Origin of the sequence: Pantoea sp. JGM49 (genome assembly GCF_018257655.1) — a bacterium.
Taxonomy (GTDB): Bacteria; Pseudomonadota; Gammaproteobacteria; order Enterobacterales; family Enterobacteriaceae; genus Pantoea; species Pantoea communis.
The window spans coordinates 96,495-112,001 of the sequence record NZ_JAERJM010000009.1 but is presented as its reverse complement, the minus strand read 5'-3'; the positions used below and the strand labels follow the sequence as shown (position 1 = coordinate 112,001).

The 15,507-nt window shown below is 52.3% G+C and carries 13 protein-coding genes; 5 read left to right on the top strand and 8 right to left on the bottom strand.

The annotated features are described in order from the left end of the window. Nucleotides 1–17: 17 nt before the first annotated feature. A complete protein-coding gene (soxR, locus tag JK231_RS16500) occupies nt 18–494 on the bottom strand; it encodes a redox-sensitive transcriptional activator SoxR (protein WP_034826898.1) in 477 nt (158 codons plus the stop codon). 97 nt (nt 495–591) lie between these two features. On the opposite strand from soxR, the gene soxS reads away from it, so the two are divergent. Both soxS and JK231_RS16490 read left to right on the top strand, forming a co-directional pair. Continuing rightward, nucleotides 592–1,020 (top strand): superoxide response transcriptional regulator SoxS, encoded by a 429-nt coding sequence (gene soxS, locus JK231_RS16495; protein ID WP_034826899.1) that lies wholly within the window; start codon nt 592–594, stop codon nt 1,018–1,020. 252 nt (nt 1,021–1,272) lie between these two features. After that, nucleotides 1,273–1,554: a YjcB family protein gene (locus tag JK231_RS16490; RefSeq protein ID WP_034826901.1), complete on the top strand. Its 282-nt coding sequence runs from the start codon at nt 1,273–1,275 to the stop codon at nt 1,552–1,554. Nucleotides 1,555–1,609: 55 nt separating this feature from the next. Here the strand turns inward: JK231_RS16490 and JK231_RS16485 are convergent, their stop codons facing one another. Together JK231_RS16485 and JK231_RS16480 are read right to left on the bottom strand one after the other, a co-directional pair. Then, on the bottom strand, nt 1,610–2,560 hold the full coding sequence (locus tag JK231_RS16485) for an ATP-grasp fold amidoligase family protein (protein ID WP_034826903.1): 951 nt from the start codon (nt 2,558–2,560) through the stop codon (nt 1,610–1,612). 8 nt (nt 2,561–2,568) lie between these two features. Next, nucleotides 2,569–3,825: a polysaccharide biosynthesis C-terminal domain-containing protein gene (locus tag JK231_RS16480; protein ID WP_058960083.1), complete on the bottom strand. Its 1,257-nt coding sequence runs from the start codon at nt 3,823–3,825 to the stop codon at nt 2,569–2,571. Nucleotides 3,826–4,352: 527 nt separating this feature from the next. Here JK231_RS16480 and JK231_RS16475 point away from each other — a divergent pair. Further along, entirely contained in the window at nt 4,353–4,748 is a 396-nt protein-coding gene (locus JK231_RS16475; RefSeq protein WP_097118957.1) for a transposase, read from the top strand. A 903-nt stretch (nt 4,749–5,651) separates the two neighbouring features. Here the strand turns inward: JK231_RS16475 and JK231_RS16470 are convergent. Next, nucleotides 5,652–6,605: a DMT family transporter gene (locus JK231_RS16470; RefSeq protein WP_058960082.1), complete on the bottom strand. Its 954-nt coding sequence runs from the start codon at nt 6,603–6,605 to the stop codon at nt 5,652–5,654. A gap of 72 nt (nt 6,606–6,677) precedes the next feature. Beyond that, the gene (locus JK231_RS16465; RefSeq protein WP_211729079.1) at nt 6,678–7,508 is read right to left on the bottom strand and encodes an AraC family transcriptional regulator; all 831 of its coding nucleotides are present in this window, start codon (nt 7,506–7,508) and stop codon (nt 6,678–6,680) included. 124 nt (nt 7,509–7,632) lie between these two features. On the opposite strand from JK231_RS16465, the gene JK231_RS16460 reads away from it, so the two are divergent. Beyond that, the gene (locus JK231_RS16460; protein WP_097118954.1) at nt 7,633–8,160 is read left to right on the top strand and encodes an isochorismatase family protein; all 528 of its coding nucleotides are present in this window, start codon (nt 7,633–7,635) and stop codon (nt 8,158–8,160) included. Nucleotides 8,161–8,215: 55 nt separating this feature from the next. Here JK231_RS16460 and JK231_RS16455 read toward each other — a convergent pair whose 3' ends face one another. From JK231_RS16455 to ssb1, 3 genes are all read right to left on the bottom strand, one after another. Then, nucleotides 8,216–9,445, bottom strand: coding sequence for a DNA-processing protein DprA (locus JK231_RS16455; RefSeq protein WP_097118953.1), 1,230 nt, complete (start codon nt 9,443–9,445; stop codon nt 8,216–8,218). Beyond that, nucleotides 9,445–11,541 (bottom strand): RecQ family ATP-dependent DNA helicase, encoded by a 2,097-nt coding sequence (locus JK231_RS16450; protein WP_211729078.1) that lies wholly within the window; start codon nt 11,539–11,541, stop codon nt 9,445–9,447. Before JK231_RS16450 ends, JK231_RS16455 begins: the two co-directional genes overlap by 1 nt. 114 nt (nt 11,542–11,655) lie before the next feature. Continuing rightward, a complete protein-coding gene (gene ssb1, locus JK231_RS16445) occupies nt 11,656–12,207 on the bottom strand; it encodes a single-stranded DNA-binding protein SSB1 (protein WP_034826920.1) in 552 nt (183 codons plus the stop codon). A gap of 222 nt (nt 12,208–12,429) precedes the next feature. Between ssb1 and uvrA the strand changes: the two genes are divergently transcribed. Further along, nucleotides 12,430–15,261, top strand: a complete 2,832-nt coding sequence (gene uvrA / locus JK231_RS16440; RefSeq protein ID WP_211729077.1) for an excinuclease ABC subunit UvrA — start codon at nt 12,430–12,432, stop codon at nt 15,259–15,261. The last annotated feature ends 246 nt before the right edge of the window (nt 15,262–15,507 follow it).

Here is a 15,507-nt window from a genome sequence, read left to right as displayed (position 1 = left end):
CCGGCAAGTATAGCGGATTAACCTTTATGCTCGTCCTGCTCAGGGTCGAGTAACACCGCTCCCGAACCTTGCTGCGCCAGACGGTCACCGGGATTACGCAGTGGACAATCGCGCATCGATAAGCAGCCACAGCCAATACACCCATCCAAATCGTTGCGCAGGCGCGTCAGGGTTTCGATACGCTTATCCAGCTCTTCACGCCAGTGCTGCGTCAGCGCATCCCACTCCTGTGTCGACATACGCTTGTTGGCTGGTACATGCATCAAACTGTCGCTGACAGTGGCCAGCGGAATACCGATGCGCTGCGCAATCTTGATTATCGCCACACGGCGCAGCACATCGCGGCTGTAACGCCGTTGATTGCCGCCATTGCGCGAACTGAAAATTAAACCTTTGGTTTCATAAAAGTGCAGCGCGGAAACGGCCACGCCGCTACGTTTCGCCACTTCACCCGGCGTTAACACCGGTTTTGGGTAATTGCGTTCTTTTTTCATTTAGGGCCTTTACCTCAAGTTAACTTGAGGAATTATACTCGCACCCCATCAAAACTTCGAATTTCAAACCCGATAAACCTTTCAGAAGGATGAGGCTATGATGCAACAGGAAATCATTCATTCACTGACACACTGGATCGATGAAAATCTGGATAAGGCCCTGTCGATCGACGAAGTGGCAGCAAAATCCGGCTACTCAAAATGGCACCTGCAGCGTATGTTCCGTACCGTGACGAAACAAACGCTGGGTGGCTATATTCGTGAGCGCCGCCTGACTCTGGCCGCTGAAGCGTTACGCCAGACTCAGCGTCCAGTGTTCGATATCGCGATGCAATACGGTTACGATTCACAGCAAACTTTTTCGCGCGTGTTCCGCCGTCAGTTTTCCCAGACGCCGACCGCCTATCGTCACACCATGCGCCGTCAGGCGATGATTCAGCGTCCGCGTCTGCTGAGTTTCGATTGCAGTGAAAACATGAACAGCTTTGCCCAGCGCACCACCGGCGAGTGCTGCCCGGTTCAGTGACATTCTGCGCGCCCTTCACGGGCGCACCTTCCCGCTTTGCCTCTGCCATCTCCCCCGCTTCGATAAAAATCTTTCTACCATACCAGGTATAAATTTTGTTCAAACTTTCAAATCGGGTGATATAATGTGACCCAAGTCACAGATTTACCCCCGCGTAAGACGGCCAGAAGGGCCTCCCTGACCCTCCTTCTCTGCCGCCAGTGATGTCCAATCAATGTCAGGGATATTACTGATTTGAAGAGGTTTTTGCAGATGGCTACGTTAACCACCAGTTTAATCGTCATGCGTTGGGAGCTGCTCAGCGCCATCATGATGTTCTTTGCCAGCACCATGAAAATTAAACTGCGTCAGAACAGTCACCACGTGATGGCACTGATGTGCGGCGGTATTGGTGTAGGCATGTCATGCTGGTTTGTCACCGGCCTGCTCGGCATTACCCTGAGCATGGAAAATCTGCACAACTTCATGGAAATCTCCAAAAACGCCTTCGTTGAAGTGATGAGCCAGACGCCTGCTGATTGGCCGATGCCTTAATCGCAGCCAATAAAAAACCCCGCTAAGCGGGGTTTTTTATTTTGCTGTGTGATACTCAAATTTTCTTCAGTACGGCTGGAATAGCGACTTCCGGCACCGTCACACCCGGTATCTGCGTACCGCGGCGGTCTTGAATCCACATATCACCCATCATCTGGTTTAATCCACGGTCCAACCCGGTCACTAACCCGGCACCTGGCGTAAACGTCAGCTCGCCAAAGTAAATCCGATCACCATCGATATACCAGTCCACACGCACATAATCAAAATCGCTCGCCAGGGTTTTACTGAGCGCTAATGCGTGCTGTAACTGCGCCATTTGTGGATTCACATCCAGCCCGGTATCGCGAATTTTGTGGTACGCCTCATTGAGGTTGTTCACATAAAAATTCATCGACAGTAACGGGTTACATCGGTTGTAAATCACCTGCAGCACATATTCAAAGCTGCCGTCACGCTTGTTGAACATGTGAAACTTGTAATCAATCGGCGCAGTTTTGCCATCACCAATGTACTGCTCCACCAGGATACGCGGCTTGATGTAGCGATAGTGAATCTCACGCGCTTCATTGGCAAAGTCGGTCTTCAACCAGCGATGGCAGTCACTGATAATTTTCTGCTTCTTCAGCGCATCCGGCTCTTCCAGCAGGATTTCCACCATATTGGAGCCGTGATTGGGCTTAATTACCGTGTTCTTCCAACTCGGCAGCGTATGCAGCGAGTGCGGGTCGCTGGTCTCATACACCAATGGGATCAGGTATTCGCTGCCCACTTTCTCGGCGATGTATTCGCGCACCGAATATTTATCCGACAGGCGGCCATAGATTTGGTAATCGCCAAAAACGAATTTCCGGTACAGCACCTTCTCATTAAACACTTTCGGTTGACGCAAATTGGGCAGTTTACGGAATTTATGAAAGTAATAGATGCGGTCCTGGTAAGCCCAGGGCATCTTCTTGATGAAGTACTGGACACTTCTTCTGAGTTCATCTTTCAACTTGAGCATATCGGACCTCATTTGTAGGTTTTGTAGTTGAGTGAGGAAACTTGAATCTTCTGAATGACGCCGTTATTGAAGAAGTAATTCATTACGGTGAGGGACAGAAGTTCAGAGATGAAGACGCTCCAGGCGGCACCCATGATGCCGTAGCCCTGGATCAGCCACCACGACAGCGGCAGACTGATCACCATCAGGCAGATGATCTTCTTCAGCAGATAGTTAAATCCGCCCTCTTTCACCATGTAGCGATACGCTACGGTCCCCATTGCCGAAAAGCAGGTTGCTAACGACAGTAACGTAATGAGACTCCCTGACTGTGTGTACTCGTGACCATACAAAGCGATGATGATTTGCTCGCCATACAGCGCGATCACCGCTAACAACAACAATGAAACACCCATGACATAGCCGTTCAGCCGCGCAGTGAGCTTGATGGCGGCTGCTCCGCGCTCCCGGAAGATCTCCGAGAAGCAGGAAGTGATGATGGCAACCGGAATGAATATCCAGGACGCCGAAATGGTATTGGCGGCAGCAAACAGGCCGAGATCGCGAGCGGAGGCTATACCCGCCAGAAACATCTGGGCCGCCTTAACCTGCACGGAAATGAAGATGCTGGAAATTGCCAACGGTAAACCGGCGTACAGCAGATAACGCAGGTAGGTATTGCGCTTCTCCTGCGGTGGCGCCATGTCCTGGTTTTCGCGGTAAAAGTTAGACCGTTTAATGACGTACGGCACCAGCGTGACCATGACAATCGACAGCGTCAGCCACAAGGGATTGAGATGCAGCCAGGCAATGGCGAAACTCAGGGTAAAGCCCAAGAGCAGGCCGACCGAGTTGGCCACGGTATTAAGTCGGGAAGCCAGACGCGCATTGTTATAAACGCTGAACGTATCCTGCGTCACAAAAACGGAGGAGATAAACGAGGCCAGGGCAAATGCGAGGAAATTTTCCTGCATGTTGTACCACACCCAAATCAACACCGGGATGGAGGTCAGCAACAACAAGACCAACCGCATGGTGCGGGCCACCGCCATCAGCCGCAGGCCTTTCGGCGCACTTTTGCTGATGCGTTTGAACAGGATGGTTTCGGTACCGAAAATCGCTACGGTCTGTACCATCGAGAACAACGAGGTTGAAAACGCCATCTGACCGAATATGGTCGGGCCAAATGACTTCGCCACGTAGGAGGTCACAAATATGACGCCAAACACCGAGACGATCTTCTCAGACATCATCCAGGCGGCATTAGACATTACGCTCAATTTCATCGACTGATCCTTAGTATTACTTACAGCAACTGCCTTTCGGTACAACGTCCTTGAAATGAATTAACAAGCGCTCAGTGGGCCTGACTTAAATTAATAACTTCAAACCAAACTGGTCCGAAAAATGAGACTCCCGTCAGGATTCTTTGAATGAATTCAGGAAAATTCCGATTAAACCTGGTGCGAAACTCTGCGGATGTAAACGATTTCAGCCTGAATTCGAAGCAAAGGTTTACTGGCACACCCTGTGATTTTCACAAACAGGTTATGCCGTATTTCCAATGATTGTAGTATTTTTCTGCATTTGGGATGGAATGAATCTATATCAAAAACCCAAAGCCAGGAAGGCGTTCAATGACATTCAGAATAAAATAAGATTTATCCCATGATGATATTTATTCTAAATAACTTAATTTAAACCTCGCAATTCTAATCGCGCACTTTAATACTGCATTAATACTCTTTTTGCAGTACCAGATATTAATACAGTAATTCTCATCCACTAATTGATAAGAAAGGTAAGAGCATTTATGAGAAAGTCACGATATAGCGAAGAGCAAATCACAAATGCCATTAAAGCTTCTGAAACGGGAGTGAAAGTCAGGGAGATTTGTGAAGAGCTTGGCATTTCCGAGGCCACCTTCTACAGCTGGAAGAAAAAGTTCTCTGGGCTTTCTTCAGAAGAAGGCAGAAAAATCAAAGAGTTGGAGGATCAACTACAAAACCTTACCCGTGAACTGCAGTCGTTGAGTTCCGATAAAGAGATGCTGCAAAGCGTGCTGAAAAACTTCTTCACTACAAATGAGAAGCGGCAAGCCGTTAACTTCCTTCAAACCACCTTCGACATTGGAACGCGTCGCAGCTGTCGTTTGCTGGATATTAGCCGCAGCGTTTACCACTATCCTTCAGGCTCCGATAATCGCTAACACCATTAAGACCGTTGTTATTTGACTTAATGCTGAGATTTGTTCTTACCAGAAGAGATGAAGATCATTTAATTCGGCGTTCGTAACATAACAATTCGCACCAATTTTTCCTGATGAATATCATCGCGGATTTGCTTCCTTTTTTGCGGTAAAATTGATTCACATCAGCAAAAGTCTCGCTATTCAAGCCTTTCATACGCAGCCCAATCTCATTACGGTGAGATTGGCGCTTCGTTTTATTACTTAATTGATATTAATGATCAGGACTGAATACCGATAAATCTGTTAAGCCATCATGAACAACGACATGTAATCGCCCTCACAGAAACTATTATTTTTTTTGGACCTGTCACTTCAGGTGATGATCACAGCTCACTATTTTGCCAGAGTGATGCGCTGATAATCGCACCAGGATTGTTCCGGATTAGAAACGTTATCACTCCTAAACAATAACAGTAAAAAATGGCGACTTATGGGAAATATCGCCCGTTAATTCATCGCTGTGTTTAATCATTTTTTCATGCAAATTCAGCGGATGTTTCTCAACACCGGTGCAGCATCTTGAGAAAATGGTGGCTTAAAGCGGTGATTTTCAGTGCCAAATCGCAATAAAAATGCAGATAGAACACCTTTTTAACCCTCCCGAAGCCGTTTTTTTTACCCTTCCCCGCGGGTTATCACCTCGTTTCCACCCGCTGGAGTGACAGGATTGCCCCCCTGAATGCAACATGAGTTATGACAAAGTGGGGTAAAAACAGGCAAGGATAAGCGAGGGAAAGTTATATCGCGGTGGTGACTGAGGATATAAATGGCGAAGAGGAGCGCAAAACAGAGGGGGCAAATTCCTAAAAAAACTGAAGAAAGGGCTGCTGAGCCCCTCTACTCAGCAGCCAGAAATTCATGTTAAAGCGCGCTGACTTTCGGCTGCGGTTTAATACGCATGGCATAGATTACGCCAACGATGAGACAGCCAATACCAATGCCAGTGAGCAGCGGCGGCCAGCTCTGTCGCCAGAGGAAGGTCCACAGCAGACCCGCCAGCGTTTCGAACACAATCAGCGGCCCCATGATGACCGTTGGCACACGCTGGCTGGCCGCATTCCAGCATAGCGTGCCTAACCATGAACATATCAGCCCAATCGCCAGCATGATGAGGAGAAAACGCGTGGGCTGTGGGCCAAATGGCAGAGCGAACTCAGGCTGCTGCCAGTAAAGTTGACCGCACACGAATAAATAGAACACCAGCGCCAGCGGTAAGGTCACCAACCCTTGTGCCGTTGCCCAGCTACCGGCTTTATGCTGTGGATGCGCGCGCAGCCAGATGCCATTGCGCAGCGGATACCAGGTCCAGCAGGCGACCGCTAAAATCGCCAGTAACAGCCCTGTCAGGTAGCGCGACCAGTCAAATTCCGGTCCCTGCATTTGCATCTCAGCGGCATTCACGCAGCCCAGGCCAGCAGCAATAATCAGTAGCGCCGGAAAGAGTTTACGCCAGGAAAGTCGCCCTTCAAGATGGCCGTAGCAAAGGTTGGCCGTCACGGTGATGACCACCGGCAAGGTGCCAATTATCATGGTCGAGATGGGCGCACCGGTGCGCTGGATAGCGCTGGCGAGGCAGGCGTAATAGAGCAGATTACCGACCAGCGATAATTTCAGCGCCTCCAGCCAATCTTTGCGCGCCAGTTGTTTAAGACGGCGGCGATCCAGCCACGCCAGCGGCAAGACGACCAGACCGAATGCCACATAGCGTCCGGCTGATTGTAGGGTGCCCGGATAGTCTGGGATCAACAGTGGGCCGACAAAAATCAGCCCCCACATCAGTCCTGCGGCAAGTGCAAATACGATTCCAGCAAACATTCTCTTTTCCTTTATGACCTTTCCGCCGCAGTGTGGCGTAACCGGATAATAAAGGCTTGTAGCAGATTGCGGTTAACGTGAGGGGAAAACTTGCTTTTGATAACGCCCTGGCGTGATGCCATAACGGTGAGCAAACGCGCGCGTGAGGTGTGCCTGATCGGTCAATCCAACAGCCGCCGCTACCGAAGCCGCGCTTTCTCCCATTCCTAAACGTTGCTTGGCTTCGAACAGGCGAAAGGCCATCAGCATCTGATGTGGCGTAACATGGAAGTGGTGTTTAAAACTGCGGAGAAAATGCCACGGCGACAAAGACGCCAGGGCGGCCAGCTCATCAAGACGAACCGGCTCCGCCAGGTTTTCACGCAAATAGGCTTTTACCGCATCAAAGCGATGGGCGCCCTCTTCGGGTCGGGATTTTCCCTGATGTGCCAGCGGGCGTAATAGCTCCAGCAGTTCCAGCAACAGACTCTCGCGTTCCAGCGCGCTGGTGGATTGCCACATCTGTGCCAGTCGCTGGGAAAAGGGCTGCGCCAGGCGGACATCTGTGCGCAGCGCCTCACTAAACCACCAGTGACGATCGCCGGTAAGCCGCTCCATCTCCTGCGGATCAATATAGATCATGCGATAACGCCAGCCCTCATCACAGGCCGATTCCCCGGTGTGCAATTCATCAGGGTTCATCATTACCAGTGAATGCTGCGGTGCCGTATAGTGCGTGCCGCGGTAGCGAAAACGCTGTGCACCCGATTCAATGGTGCCGATACCGAAGGCTTCATGGGTATGCGGCTCAAAAGCGTAACGCGAGATGTGCGCCTGATACAGCTCGATACCCGGCAGTTCAGCAAAATGCTGGAACTGCGCCTGATCGCACTTATCAGGAAAGATTTCCGGAACCACCTTCACGTCACACCTCCTAAAAACAGGTTAATTAGCATGCGCGGCGGCGAGCTGAAATGCAAAACAGATTTGCTTTACCTGCATGCGTAACAATCGCGATACTGTCATCCTCTATATAAAGGAGGCAGTGATGGCTAATCGGGTTGTCGTGGTAGTGGATATGCAAAACGGCGTGCTGGCTTCGCCACGTTTTGATCGTGACGGACGTTGTCAGCGCATCAATCAACTGACGGCAGCGGCCGATCAGGTGATTTTCATTCAGCACGTTGAGCCAGGCCTCGAAGTAAACAGCGAAGGTTGGCAGATCGTGCCGGAATTGGATCAGCCAGCCAACGCGATCTACGTTAACAAGACCGCCTGTGACAGTTTTTGGCAAACCGACCTGGCGGCTCAGCTTGATCAACATGGCATTGAGAGCTTTGTGATTTGCGGCTGCGCGACCGATTACTGCGTGGATACCACCATCAAAGTGGGTGCCAGCCTGGGCTATCACATCACCGTTGCCGCCGATGCGCATACCACCGCTGACCGGACTTACGTTTCCGCACAACAGCAGATCAATCAGCACAATGAAATCTGGGCGGATTTGATTCTGCCGGGCAACCCGGTGTTAGTGCGTGATACTGAGGTAATTTTGCGGGAGTGGCGGCCGCATTAGCAGTCACTTTGCCGGGCAGAATTGTCCGGCTTCCATTATGGGCGGCATTCAGCAGCTAGATTTTACGCTTCCATTGATAACGGTTTGATCCTGCCAGCTGTTCAATCAGCCCCTCATGCTCCGCACGCTGCAACCATTCAGTCAGCTGAATCTGATGCAGACCGGTTCGCAAGCCCAGATCTTCAATCGTGACCGGATAGGCGGCCAGTGCAGGCAATTGCGCCTGAAAAATCAGGTAAAAATCGGATGGATGCCAGATTCCTTCTGGTTCCTGAGCCACATTAGCATCCGCGATCTTGTCGGGCATCGTGTGCCATGCGCCGCTCAATAGATCATCCTGCTGGTAAGGCTGATGACGATGAGTCGTCATCCATTGCGCAACATCAATGTCATCGGGGTGAGCAGCGCACCATTGCCCACCCTGTGTGACCAGTTGGGCGTTGCTGGCCTGTACATCGTCGGTCGGCTTAACCCACAACGGTACCCATTTCTTGCGCAGATTCTCTTCCGCACCAGCCAGCGTACCGCCCTTGTGACCCGCGTGTACGACCAACGCACTCTTCGCCAGGCAATAAACATATCGATTGCGCGCCATCGCGTGACCCACAGTAAAGCCTGCTTCCGGATAGAAAGGCGAAAGCAGCAATAACTTTCCTGCCATGAGACCTTTACGCCATTTGGCGCTGGTCGCAGCGGTGAGCAGACTATCACTGAGAACACCAATGACGGCTCCGTTATGTTGCAAAGCGCCCAGCATCGCGGCTTCATCAATGCCTCGTGCACCACCCGAAATCAGATTTATATTCGCAGAGACAATTCTTGCCGCAACCTGACGACTGAACGTTAAATCCCGCTCGCTGGCATTTCTTGACCCAACCACCGCAAGGCCTGGGTGATTTAACAGAGTGATATCACCACAGCCGAATAGCACCGGCGGCGCGTCAGTGCGCAGCTGTTGCTTTAGCAGCCTTGGATATTCAGCGTCAGAACGTGTTAACACCCACAACCCCGCACGCTGCCAGCGTTCAATCGCTAACGCCAGGCTATGTCCACGGCTCAGTAGCGCTTCAATACGCTCGCGCGTGATATGAGAATCAACCCAGCTGGCTAGCATGACATCAGCACCAGAGCCGAGCAGATCGGCGGGTGTTGCAGATTGTTGTTTCAGCCACAGGGCGAATCGCCCCCATTCAGCATTACCTAGCGGCTTCACCTCATCCTCACTCTGGCGCGAGAAGTCGCTGGTTAACAAAAGCGTTGCCTGTGCAACAGGAGATAAATTCATCACTCTTTCACCGTTGAGGTTGCCAGCGCCAGTGGATAGACAATGCCGCTACCCGCTTGCTGAAGCAGGGCTGCAGTCACTGCCATCGTCCAGCCTGAATCGACAATATCGTCTACCAGTAACACGGCAGTGGCAGGCAGGTCAGCGCTGGTGGAAAATGCGCCATCCAGATTACGACATTGATGGAAGCGATTATTCTGCAGACGTTGCTGAGGGTTATCTTTCACTTTCTGCAGTGCATCGACAAAGGGTATGCCGAGTCGCTGTGCCAATCGGCGGGCAAAATCCGCTACCAATTGAGGCTGACGCAACGACGGTACGCAGCAAACCCACCGTGGAGCAGGTGCTGGCTGCCAGCGCTGTTCAATCATTTCCACTATGGCAGCAACCAGTTCATCACTGAAATGACCGGCTGCTTTCTCGGCCACTACGCGAGATCCCCATCCGGCATCTCCCCAGCGCGAAAGCACCCGACCTTCCTGCGCACGCAGAGCGGCAGGTAAATTGCCGCGAAAACCGTACTCTTCAAATGCCTGAGCAGCCACCTGAATTTTGGGCAAAATCACCGTTTCGGCGCGCTGTAGAAAGGTCGCTGCCTGATGAGCCAGTGTCGCATCCACCTGCGGGTCAATCAAAGGTCGACCGAGGCAGCTGGCACATTTGCCACAGGATACGGGGTCTGTGTCATCCAGTGATAATCGCAGAAACGTCATCAGGCAACTGCGCTGTGAGATATAACGCTGCACCTCCTGCCACTCTTGCTCGCGCTGTTGCGTCAGATGCACGATACGTTCGCGATCCAGCAGATAAGCGACCGGCGTTCTCCGCCATTGGGATTTGACCTTAATCACCGGAGCAGGATTCTCAACGCTGAGCAATTTCAGCACTTTTTCAATTTGCCCCTGGCGCAGATTGGTCTGCTGTTCGATATCACGAATCGACAACCCATCACTCTCCTCCAGCAGTTGCAAAATATCATATACCTGAGTTTCTGCTGGAAAAGCAGACTGCCGGAAAAACTGGTGAATATCGCGATCTTCACCGCCTGACATCAGCACGCCAACCGCATGGTCGATGCCACGTCCTGCACGCCCTACCTGTTGGTAGTAAGCAACAATGGAAGCGGGTGCCTGATAGTGCAGCACGAAGCTCAAATCAGGTTTGTCATATCCCATTCCCAGTGCGGTGGTCGCCACCAAAACTTTCAATTGGTTAGTTAGCAGCAAGGTCTCAAGGTGTTGACGATAGTCGTTGCTGCTGTCGAAACCAGCGGCCTCAACGCTGCCATGATAGGCGCGCGCATCAATGTGCTGCGTGCGTAACCAGGCCGCAACCTGCTCGGCATCCCGCACGGTGAGCGTATAGACGATACCGGTTCCCGGAAGAGAGGGAATGACCTGCGCCAGCCAGGCAAGGCGAGAGGCCTGATTCGGCAAAATGAGCGTTTGCAGCGCCAGACTTTTACGAATCAGCTCACCGCGCTGAATCACAATGTCGCCCATCTGTTGCTGTATATCTGCAACGACACGATTATTGGCGGTAGCGGTGGTGCCGAGCACTGGCGTATTCGCCGGTAGTTGCCGCAAGATGCTGACAATGCGCCGATAATCAGGACGGAAATCGTGCCCCCAATCGGAGATACAGTGCGCCTCGTCAATCACCATGAGCGCGATACGGTTGGCAATCGGCTGCAGTACGGTTTCGATGAATTGATCATTGGCGAGACGTTCTGGAGAGATGAGTAAACAATCGACCTGATTGTCCAGCACCCGTTGTGTCACTGAAGACCAGGCACTGCTGTTCGAAGAATTGAGGGTTTCAGCAACAATACCCAGTCGACGAGCCGACTCAATTTGGTTACGCATCAGCGCCAGTAGCGGTGAAACAATGATGGTCGGACCCATACCGCGATCGCGAAAAATTTTGGCGCTGATAAAATAGACGGAGCTTTTACCCCAACCCGTGCGCTGCACCACCAATAATTTCTGTCGATGATTGACCAAAGCATCAATCGCTTCCCACTGCCCACGACGAAACTGAGCCTGCTCATCCGCCAGTGCGGTTTTTAATAACACTTCTGCCTGATGCTGTTTCATTATCACTCCTTGATGGGAAATGCGTCCCTTCTTTTGATTGAGAAACCTGAGAGCCAGATACAAAAAAGCCCCGTAAAACGAGGCCTTAGCGAGTAGTTATGCGTGAGCGTTGACTCAGAACGGGATGTCGTCGTCAAAGTCCATTGGCGGTTCGTTGTTCGCCGGTGCGCTCTGCTGCTGCGGACGCTGTTGTGCGCCGCCGCTGAACTGGTTGCCGCCCTGAGGCTGCTGCTGAGGTTGCTGTGGCTGGCCCCAACCGTTGTTATTGCCGCCGCCCTGGCCGCCCATCGGTGCGCCGCCTGCGTTCGCGCCCTGCTGACGTCCACCCAGCATCTGCATGGTGCCGCCAACGTTAACAACCACTTCGGTGGTGTATTTTTCCTGACCGCTCTGATCCTGCCATTTACGGGTACGCAGCTGGCCTTCGATGTAAACCTGAGAGCCTTTACGCAGGTATTCACCCGCCACTTCAGCCAGTTTGCCGAACAGCACAACGCGGTGCCATTCAGTGATCTCTTTGTTTTCACCGGTTTGCTTGTCGCGCCAGCTTTCCGACGTGGCCAGCGTAATGTTGGCTACCGCGCCACCATTTGGCATGTAGCGCACTTCCGGATCCTGACCCAGATTCCCGACAAGAATCACTTTGTTTACGCCACGACTGGCCATGTTGCTGTCTCCCGATGAGTTGATGCTAAAAGTCTAAGCCAAAAATTGTATCACGTCACAATGACGGTGCCCACTTCAGAGCAGGCTCGCAATTTTTATTTGGCACACAGAATAGCAAAAACACTGGATATTTATTCAGTTTATTTTTTGTGCCATACTAACGCGTTTCTGCTGGTCATGCTGGCAAGGCATGGCGAGTGTTGTTCAATCCGGGAAAGGTGAATGGATAAGATCGAAGTCCGCGGTGCTCGCACCCATAATTTGAAGAATATCAACCTGATCATCCCTCGCGATAAGCTGATTGTGGTCACCGGTCTGTCGGGTTCCGGTAAGTCTTCGCTGGCGTTTGATACGTTGTATGCCGAAGGTCAGCGTCGCTATGTTGAATCGCTCTCGGCCTATGCGCGCCAGTTTCTTTCATTAATGGAGAAACCGGACGTGGACCATATTGAAGGTCTCTCGCCCGCTATCTCTATTGAGCAGAAATCCACATCGCATAACCCGCGCTCGACGGTCGGGACCATTACCGAAATCCATGACTATCTGCGTCTGCTGTTTGCCCGTGTGGGTGAGCCGCGCTGCCCGGATCACGATGTTCCGCTGGCAGCACAGACCGTGAGCCAGATGGTGGATCAGGTGATGGCGCAGGAAGAAGGCCGTCGTCTGATGCTGCTGGCACCCGTGGTGAAAGATCGCAAAGGCGAACACACCAAAACGCTGGAAAACCTCGCGGCGCAAGGCTACATCCGCGCCCGTATCGATGGCGAAGTCTGTGATCTCTCCGATCCGCCAAAGCTGGAACTGCAGAAAAAACACACCATCGAAGTCGTGGTGGACCGCTTCCGCGTGCGCGATGACCTGGCAACGCGCTTAGCCGAATCCTTTGAAACCACGTTGGCACTGAGTGGTGGCACCGCCATCGTCGCCGACATGGATGACAGCGATGCCGAAGAGCTGCTGTTCTCGGCTAACTTTGCCTGCCCTATTTGTGGCTACAGCATGAGTGAACTGGAACCGCGCCTGTTCTCGTTCAACAACCCGGCTGGTGCCTGCCCAACGTGTGATGGGCTCGGCGTGCAGCAGTATTTCGATCCCGATCGGGTGGTGCAGAACCCTGAACTGTCACTGGCTGGCGGTGCAATTCGTGGCTGGGATCGCCGCAACTTCTATTACTTCCAGATGCTGCGCTCGCTGGCAGAGCATCTGGATTTCGATGTCGAAGCGCCGTTCAACAGCCTGAGCGACAAAGCGCGTGAAGTGATTCTGTACGGTTCCGGCAAAGAGAGTATCGAATTTAAATACATCAACGATCGGGGCGACACTTCGGTACGTCGTCATCCGTTTGAAGGTGTGCTGCACAACATGGAACGCCGTTATAAAGAGACGGAATCCAATGCGGTGCGTGAAGAGTTGGCGAAATTCATCAGCAACCGCTCCTGCACCAGCTGCGAAGGCACACGCCTGCGCCGTGAAGCACGCCATGTATTTGTTGAGAATACCAACCTGCCGACCATCTCTGATATGAGTATTGGCCATGCCACCGACTTCTTCCGCAATCTGAAACTGAGCGGGCAGCGTGCGCAGATCGCCGAAAAAATCCTGAAAGAGATCGGCGATCGCCTGAGCTTCCTCGTTAATGTCGGTTTGAATTATCTGTCGATGTCGCGTTCCGCAGAAACCCTCTCTGGCGGCGAAGCGCAGCGTATTCGTCTGGCAAGTCAAATCGGTGCGGGTTTGGTGGGCGTGATGTATGTGCTGGATGAGCCCTCAATTGGTCTGCATCAGCGCGATAACGAACGTCTGCTTGGTACGCTGATTCACCTGCGCGATCTCGGCAACACCGTGATTGTGGTCGAGCACGATGAAGATGCGATTCGCGCCGCTGACCACGTGATTGATATCGGTCCTGGCGCGGGTGTGCACGGCGGTCAGGTGGTGGCTGAGGGTGACGTGAATGCCATTATGGCTAACGAAGCTTCGCTGACCGGTCAGTATCTGAGTGGCAAGCGCGAAATCGCCATTCCGCAACAACGCGTGAAAGGCGATCCGGCAAAAGTGCTGAAACTTACCGGTGCGCGCGGCAACAACCTGAAAGACGTCACATTGACGATTCCGGTGGGTCTGTTTACCTGTATCACCGGTGTATCCGGTTCCGGTAAATCCACGCTGATTAACGATACGTTGTTCCCGATTGCCCAGCGTCAGCTGAACGGCGCGACCACCACGGAGGTGGCACCTTATCGCGAGATCGCCGGTCTTGAGCATTTCGATAAAGTCATCGACATTGACCAGAGCCCTATTGGCCGTACGCCGCGCTCGAACCCTGCTACTTACACCGGCATTTTCACCCCGGTCCGTGAGTTGTTTGCCGGTGTGCCGGAAGCTCGTTCCCGTGGCTACAATCCAGGACGCTTCAGCTTTAACGTGCGCGGTGGACGTTGCGAAGCCTGCCAGGGCGATGGCGTGATCAAGGTCGAAATGCACTTCCTGCCGGATGTGTATGTGCCGTGCGATCAGTGCAAAGGCAAACGCTATAACCGCGAAACGCTGGAGATTAAATACAAAGGCAAAGGCATTCACGAAGTGCTGGATATGACTATCGAAGAAGCGCGTGAGTTCTTTGATGCTGTCCCTGCGCTGGCGCGTAAACTGCAAACGCTGATCGACGTGGGCTTGTCCTACATTCGCCTCGGTCAGTCTGCAACCACGCTGTCAGGCGGTGAAGCGCAGCGTGTGAAACTGGCGCGTGAGCTGTCGAAACGCGGTACCGGGCAGACGCTCTATATCCTTGATGAGCCAACCACGGGTCTGCACTTTGCTGATATTCAGCAGTTGCTGGAAGTGCTGCATCAGCTGCGCGATCAGGGCAATACCATTGTGGTGATTGAACACAACCTCGACGTGATCAAAACCGCTGACTGGATTGTCGATCTCGGCCCAGAAGGTGGTAGCGGCGGCGGCGAAATCCTGATTTCTGGCACGCCAGAAACCGTGGCGGAGTGTGAAAAATCCCACACCGCTCGCTTCCTTAAGCCGATGTTGAAGAAGAAGTAAAATTGAAGGCCCGCAGTGCGGGCCTTCTTATTTCTTTCAATCCACAGACGCCGCACTCTCTAGTTTACTCGCTGAATATTGCAGTCAGTCGGGCCTGATACCTCGCTGTCAGATTCCGCAGCAAAATGCAGAAACAGGCAAGAATCAGACAACTTCAGGCATATACGCATCTCATCCTGCTGACTATCCTTACACAGTTCCTTTTTGGCGTAGCTCGTTACGCCTTTGTCCCTTCAGCTCGCTGAA

Coding starts and splice junctions, on each gene's coding strand:
- soxR (WP_034826898.1), bottom strand. CDS start 494: ATGAAAAAAGAACGCAATTACCCAAAACCGGTGTTAACGCCGGGTGAA.
- soxS (WP_034826899.1), top strand. CDS start 592: ATGATGCAACAGGAAATCATTCATTCACTGACACACTGGATCGATGAA.
- JK231_RS16490 (WP_034826901.1), top strand. CDS start 1,273: ATGGCTACGTTAACCACCAGTTTAATCGTCATGCGTTGGGAGCTGCTC.
- JK231_RS16485 (WP_034826903.1), bottom strand. CDS start 2,560: ATGCTCAAGTTGAAAGATGAACTCAGAAGAAGTGTCCAGTACTTCATC.
- JK231_RS16480 (WP_058960083.1), bottom strand. CDS start 3,825: ATGAAATTGAGCGTAATGTCTAATGCCGCCTGGATGATGTCTGAGAAG.
- JK231_RS16475 (WP_097118957.1), top strand. CDS start 4,353: ATGAGAAAGTCACGATATAGCGAAGAGCAAATCACAAATGCCATTAAA.
- JK231_RS16470 (WP_058960082.1), bottom strand. CDS start 6,605: ATGTTTGCTGGAATCGTATTTGCACTTGCCGCAGGACTGATGTGGGGG.
- JK231_RS16460 (WP_097118954.1), top strand. CDS start 7,633: ATGGCTAATCGGGTTGTCGTGGTAGTGGATATGCAAAACGGCGTGCTG.
- JK231_RS16455 (WP_097118953.1), bottom strand. CDS start 9,445: ATGAATTTATCTCCTGTTGCACAGGCAACGCTTTTGTTAACCAGCGAC.
- JK231_RS16450 (WP_211729078.1), bottom strand. CDS start 11,541: ATGAAACAGCATCAGGCAGAAGTGTTATTAAAAACCGCACTGGCGGAT.
- ssb1 (WP_034826920.1), bottom strand. CDS start 12,207: ATGGCCAGTCGTGGCGTAAACAAAGTGATTCTTGTCGGGAATCTGGGT.
- uvrA (WP_211729077.1), top strand. CDS start 12,430: ATGGATAAGATCGAAGTCCGCGGTGCTCGCACCCATAATTTGAAGAAT.